The sequence below is a fragment of the Bradyrhizobium sp. P2_E8 genome (assembly GCF_056403875.1).
The window spans coordinates 1-4,909 of record NZ_JBFUES010000570.1 but is presented as its reverse complement, the minus strand read 5'-3'; the positions used below and the strand labels follow the sequence as shown (position 1 = coordinate 4,909).

The 4,909-nt window shown below is 63.6% G+C and carries 5 protein-coding genes; 2 read left to right on the top strand and 3 right to left on the bottom strand.

The window, feature by feature from the left end:
- Together AC1D00_RS26725 and AC1D00_RS26720 are read right to left on the bottom strand one after the other, a co-directional pair.
- Positions 1 to 1,859: TonB-dependent siderophore receptor (locus tag AC1D00_RS26725; RefSeq protein ID WP_477012715.1), on the bottom strand; the 1,859-nt coding region annotated here is incomplete at its 3' end.
- Between the two features lie 397 nt (positions 1,860 to 2,256).
- Positions 2,257 to 2,487 carry a hypothetical protein gene (locus tag AC1D00_RS26720; protein WP_477012714.1) on the bottom strand — a complete coding sequence of 77 codons (231 nt, stop codon included), beginning with the start codon at positions 2,485 to 2,487 and terminating at the stop codon, positions 2,257 to 2,259.
- Between the two features lie 65 nt (positions 2,488 to 2,552).
- On the opposite strand from AC1D00_RS26720, the gene AC1D00_RS26715 reads away from it, so the two are divergent.
- Entirely contained in the window at positions 2,553 to 3,107 is a 555-nt protein-coding gene (locus AC1D00_RS26715) for a helix-turn-helix domain-containing protein (RefSeq protein WP_477012713.1), read from the top strand.
- A gap of 107 nt (positions 3,108 to 3,214) precedes the next feature.
- Positions 3,215 to 3,607 carry a cupin domain-containing protein gene (locus AC1D00_RS26710; RefSeq protein ID WP_477012712.1) on the top strand — a complete coding sequence of 131 codons (393 nt, stop codon included), beginning with the start codon at positions 3,215 to 3,217 and terminating at the stop codon, positions 3,605 to 3,607.
- On the opposite strand, the gene AC1D00_RS26705 is transcribed toward AC1D00_RS26710, so the two are convergent.
- Positions 3,604 to 4,909 (bottom strand): primary-amine oxidase (locus AC1D00_RS26705; RefSeq protein ID WP_477012711.1); only part of this gene is annotated, 1,306 nt, incomplete at its 5' end. The genes AC1D00_RS26710 and AC1D00_RS26705 overlap by 4 nt on opposite strands.

The window sequence follows — 4,909 nt, the reverse complement described above, 5'->3', positions numbered from 1 at the left end:
GTGTAGGCAAGCAGCGCATCCAGCACGGTCGAGGCTCCCACCTTGAACGTGTTGGAATCATCGCCCCAGGTCGCGCCGACGTAGCGGATACCGCCGCCGAACTGGAGACCAGCGAGTGGACCGCCCTGAAGGGTATAGTCGCTCCACAGCGAGGCGCGGTTGAGCGGCACGGTGACCGGCGCCTTGCCGACATTCACCGGATCCTGCGTGACCATGGCATCGACATAGGCATAGGCGGCGCGCAGGTTCCAGCCGTCGGCCAGCGACATCGTGCCTTCGAGCTCGACGCCGCGCGATTTCACCTGACCGGTCTGTTCGGCAAAGGTAGCCCCAGGCACAAAGGTGACGACATTGTCGCGCGTCAGGTCGAAGGCGGCGAAGGTGAACAGCGCGTTCCAGCCGATCGGCTGGTACTTGACGCCGACCTCGTACTGGACGCCGGTTTCGGGATTGAGCATCTGTCCGGACGGACCGGTCGCGAGCACGGGCAGAAACGACTCGGAATAGCTGAAATACGGCGCGATGCCGTTGTCGAAATTGTACATCACGGCGGCGCGGCCGGTGAAGGCCGAGGCATCCTTCGAGGCCGACGTATTGGTGGTGGGGAGATTGCTGTCGAGCTGCGTCGTCACGAAATCCTGGCGGCCGCCGAGCTGGAACGACAGCCGACCGAGCTTGATCTGGTCCTGCGCATAGAGGCCGAGCTGCGACTGCTTGACGCCTTTGTTGTCGTACATGTCGCCGATGGTCCAGTCATAGCTGTAGACCGGGTTGAAGACGTTGATCTCCGGCGCCGACGTCGAGACGGCAAAGGCGGTGTCGCGGAACGTGGTGGTGCGATAATCGAGCCCGACCAGCGTGGTATGGCTGAGGATGCCGGTGGCGAACTTGCCCTGGAGCTGGTTATCCACCGCGAAGGAGTTGATGTAGGAGTTGCTGTAGCTGCCGAAACGCCCCAGCTGCCCTGCCGCCTCGTCGGTATATCCCGTGCCGTAGAAGGTCTTTTCCTCGTTGTGCTGATARGCGTAGCGCAGGTTCTGCCGGAACGTGATGTTGTCGGTGAAATCGTGCGAGAGCTGGTAGCCGGCGGTTGCGATCTCGGTGTTGAACGCGTTGAAGCTCGGCACGCCCGCGAAGAACGAGACCGGGATGGTGCGGCCGTTGTTCGGCCACACGGTGCCCGAGGCCGGCAGGAACTGAAGGCCCCACCCTGCCCGGTCCCTCTGGTAGTTGGCGAGGATCGTGATCGTCGTGTCCTCGTTCGGCTTGAAGGTGACGGCCGGCGCGATGAAGACGCGGTTGTCCTTGGTGAAGTCGACCTGGGTCTCTCCGTCACGGACGACGCCGGTCAGGCGCCACAGCACGGTGCCTTCCTTGTTGGCGGGGCCACCCATGTCGAACTGGCCCTGATAGCGATTGAAGCTGCTGCCGGAGACCGAGACCTCGCCGAACTGCTGCGCGGTCGGCAGCTTGGTCACGTAGTTGAGGATGCCGCCGGTGCCGCTGCCGCCATACATCGCCGAGGACGGCCCCTTGAGGACCTCGAGGCGCTCGGCGCCGTAGGGATCAAGGCCGTTGAAATGAACGTAGTTGCTGGAGGGGATTCGCAGGCCGTCGACGTAGAGGCCCGACATGGTGGTGTCGAAGCCGCGGATCTGGAGGGCGCCGAAGCGGGTGTCCGAACCGCCATTGACGTCGCCGCTGACGCCCGCGGTGTAGCGCAACGCTTCGCCGATCGAGACGGCGCCCTGGTTCCTGACCTGGTCGGTGGTGACGACGGACACCGACTGCGGCGTTTCGATCAGCGGCGTATCGGTCTTCGTGGCGGTGCCGCTTCGCGTGGCGACGAACCCGCGCACCGGACCGTTGGCGCGTTCACCGGTGGCGCCGTTCGAAGCCGACTGGGTTGCGGCGGCTTGCTGCGCGGGAGCGCGCCGATTAATGCGGGGGCTGCGCGTCGTTGCCGATCTTTGCGACGAAGCAACCGCCGCAGGACGGGTGCGCTGAGCCGGCGCTTCAACGGAGACCGCGGGAATTTGCGTCTGCGCCTGCACGGCACCGAAGGGGACGACGAGAGACAATGCGCTGACGGCGCCGAAGAAGAGCACTCGAAGCTGATGAAGACGCGTGTCGGAACGCGAATGAAGTTGGAAGTCTGTCACGTCTTGCGAGGCCCCACGCACTGCCGGCTTTGCCGGTATCGTTCTTGAAGCCCCGCCCTAACGCAGGCGATTTCGGAGTGCGATAGGAACAGCGTTAGAATTTCTCCAGAGCGGTGCGCAGCAGATGCGGCGAATGCGCCCATGCGCGAGCCAACGTGCGTGTGCCCCCGATCTGGAATCCTTCTAGACGCGCGCGATCGATCGACCGGATGGGACATCCGGCGACATCGAAAGCGAGCGCGGAGAACGAATCCTTTACCATGCCCGTCAGGCTCGATTGAGCCTGAGGAACCCCGGAGGTAAATTCAGCTGCGGGATACTTCATTCATTTGCTGAACGCACCGCAACGTTCTGTGCCGGCGCGTGCTGGGCACCCGGAGTTCGACGTCCATGAGCGAATTGCGCGCGGCGACCAGGCAATCCACGGCGAGGACGGGAATCATCGAGTTTGACGGCGCCAGGGGCATCGTCAGCATCCCCTGCACGATCTCGGACGTGTCAGGCACGGGCGCAAGACTGAAGCTCGACTGGTCGCTGTCGTTTCCGAAGGAGGCAACGCTGATCTTTGCCGACGGGCTGCGAAAGACCTGTCGTGTCGCATGGCAGAAGCGGCGGCTGCTCGGCGTCGCCTTCGCGGACGGCGTTGCGAGCCAGGACGAGCAGGCCCTCATGATGACCGAGGAGGAGCAGGCTCTGCACAGGCGGCATATTGGCGCGCAGGTCCGGGGTGCGCGCGAGGCGCGTGGTTATACCGAGAGCCAGATCGCGAACCTCATCGGCGTCTCGCCCGAGTTCGTGTCGCGTGCCGAGAGCGGTGAGATCAGCATTCCTCTGCACCAGCTCACGCACATCGCCGATCTGTTGCTGGTCGACCTCGACAGCCTGGTTGCCGGCCCGGCGTCGGTCGACGTGTCAGCGAGCGACGCCGAACTAGCGGCGAGGTGAAGCCGCCCCCTTCCGGGACATCCCTGCTCTGCAGCTCCACGTGGGAAACGCTGTTCACCTGCTGTAAGGTCGGCCCCGTGTCAGTGTCGGCGCGGGAGATGATTTTCATGGCGGAGCCCGGCTTCGGTGGGTTCATGAAGGACCACAAGGAGTTTTTCAACGCGCTGGCCGAGGATGGATGGCGGGCCGTCCCTGGCTATGTCGGGGTTGAGGAAAAGATCCTGTCTGGCCGCTTCGATCACGCTAGCCATGCGGGCGCCGTGACGCGCGTGTCACGCTGGGCGGCCGGCGCGTCGGTGGACCATCCGGTCTCGCACGATTGGTGCGAGGAGGTCTTTCTGATTTCGGGCACGCTTTCGATCGGCACCGAGCCGCAGGAATCGCGGCGACTGGAGGCTGGCACCTATGCCGTGAGGCCGGCCCATGTCGAGCATGGACCGTTCTTCACCCGCGACGGCTGCCTGATGATCGAGTTTCTCTACTACCCGCCGACGGTCTAGCTTTTGTGGCAGCATGAGCTGCCGCCGCCCTTCTCCTCACCGGCCAGCACGCTGCGGCTGTTACGATCAGGCGGAATGTCGCCGGCGGCATTGGCCGAAAAGAAACCGGTCGGCTTCAGCATGAAGCCGGCATATTCGACCGGCATGATCGGAAAGTCCTCGGGCTTGCAGATATGGGTGTGGCCGAACGAGTGCCACACCACGATATCCGTGTTCTCGATGTTGCGGTTCTGCGCGGCATAGCGCGGCAGGCCGTCGCCGCCGGCATGGACGTTGGGATAGTCGCCGCTGGCGTATTTCTCATCCTTGTCGAACGCGGTGACCCAGACGTGCTTGGTGGCAAAGCCGCCGCGCTTGCGCACATAACTGCCCTCCTGCGCCAGCATCAGCGGGCTCGGATTGACCACGAGCTTGTAGGCCGGTGCGTTGCCGACCGAATTGGTCTCGTTAGGATTGCTGATCTTCCAGAACCGGCCGGTCTCGCCATTGGCGATGGCCGCGGCGTCGCGTTCACGCGACAGCACGCGCGTGGTGGTGTCGAAGGCGTTGCCGTGCGGATTGTCGTGGCCCCAGGGACGCGGCACGAAATCGTGCTCGGTGACGGTGTTGCCGCCGCCGTCGAGATCCATGTGCAGGCGCACGTTGAAGAAGTGCTGATGCGTCGGCCCGCCCAGATTGTCGTCGACCATGCCGCCCCATTTGTACGTCTCGCCTGATGGCACGGCGGCGGTCTGGATGATGCCGGTGAGCTTCGTCTCGAGCTGGATCGTGCCATCCTGGTAGAGATACCAGTAGAAGCCGTAGTCGTAATTGCCGACGGTGGCGAAGAATGAGATCACGAGCCGCCGCGAGCGCCGAACCTCGAACAGGCCGTTGCGGAATTCGTAGTGTTTCCAGGCAATTCCGTAGTCTTCTTCATGCATGCAGATGGCGTTCTGCATGACGAAGGGCTCGCCCCTGTTGTCGGCGGCCGGCACGTCGAAATAGTGAATGTTGCCGAGGCAGTCGCAGCCGAGCTCAAGCGCGTTGGCGAGCATGCCGAGCCCGTATTCGCCGGCATCGAAGGCCGACTTCCAGAAATGGTTGGCGGTCGGATCAGCATAGGGCACCACCATCTCGGTGACGCTGGCGCGATGGATCAGCGACCGCTTCCGTATCCCATCCTGGTAGGCGAGCTGATGCAGCACCAGTCCCTCACGCGGCGTGAAGCCGACGCTAAAACTCCATTTCTGCCAATCGACCTTCCAGCCGTCGACCTTGAAGCTCGCGCCCTCGGGCTGCTCGATATGCAGCGGCTTGATG